Raw genomic sequence first — 285 nt, 5'->3', positions numbered from 1 at the left:
GATACTACACCGGTAATCACAGGAACAGCAGATTCAGCAGATACGATAACGGTAACGGTAAATGGAGTAACATATACAGAAGGAGACGGAAACTTAGTAGACAATGGTGATGGAACATGGACATTAACAATTCCAACAGGAAATGAGATTCCAGAAGGAACGTATGATGTAAGTGTAACCGCTACTGATGCAGCAGGAAACACAAGTACTGATGTAACGACAGATGAATTAGTAATTGATACTACCGATCCAACGGTACCAACAGTAAACAGTCAAGTTACTAAT

The 285-nt window shown here is 40.0% G+C and carries 1 protein-coding gene; it reads left to right on the top strand.

Annotated elements, in window-relative coordinates:
- On the top strand, positions 1-285 hold a 285-nt coding region (locus AC056_RS19645; RefSeq protein ID WP_167370377.1), incomplete at both ends, for an Ig-like domain-containing protein.

Origin of the sequence: Acinetobacter genomosp. 33YU (genome assembly GCF_001990725.1) — a bacterium.
Taxonomy (GTDB): Bacteria; Pseudomonadota; Gammaproteobacteria; order Pseudomonadales; family Moraxellaceae; genus Acinetobacter; species Acinetobacter seifertii.
This window is presented reverse-complemented; position numbering and strand designations above follow the sequence as displayed.